Source organism: Pseudoalteromonas sp. MMG013 (assembly GCF_018100885.1).
In the GTDB taxonomy this organism is placed as follows: domain Bacteria; phylum Pseudomonadota; class Gammaproteobacteria; order Enterobacterales; family Alteromonadaceae; genus Pseudoalteromonas; species Pseudoalteromonas aurantia.
In genome coordinates this window covers 1-496 of sequence record NZ_JAGJEE010000114.1, presented here as the reverse complement: position 1 = coordinate 496, position 496 = coordinate 1, and the positions used below count along the sequence as shown (strand labels likewise).

Sequence of the window (496 nt, the reverse complement as noted above, 5' to 3'; positions counted from 1 at the left end):
TTTGCTTATGTCGATTTAAAAAATAAACGCTGATCATGATGGCAACACCAATCGCAATAAAATAACTTGCATCATGTAACCAGAATACCGGAATATCTAAAATAATATCCCGAAGGGTTCCGCCCCCGATTGCTGTAACAGTAGCTAGCACCACCACCCCAAATCCATCCATGTGTTTACTATGCGCAATTAAAGTACCTGAAATAGCAAATACCATTACACCAAGCAAATCAAACCAATGAAATAGCTCAGTCATATAAAATTACTTCCTAAAAATAGCTTATAAAAGACCAGTTATTTCTAACACTGGCAGCTCGTTATTATAAAAACAACATATCAAAAATAAAAACCAGTCATTACCTACACTACATTACTAAAAACCAAAATCATTCTTATAAACTAAATAAAAGTCGCTCAGACAACCGCCATGGCATAACTTTGCTTTAATCGCTATAACGAAATTATTGAAAGTTGTAGTAAAGCTTGGAACACATTA

At 34.1% G+C, this 496-nt stretch carries 1 protein-coding gene; it reads right to left on the bottom strand.

Annotation, left to right across the window (positions count from 1 at the left end; all coding sequences use genetic code 11):
* On the bottom strand, positions 1 to 256 hold a 256-nt coding region (locus tag J8L98_RS24590), incomplete at its 3' end, for a TRIC cation channel family protein (protein WP_210998682.1).
* Positions 257 to 496: the final 240 nt, after the last annotated feature.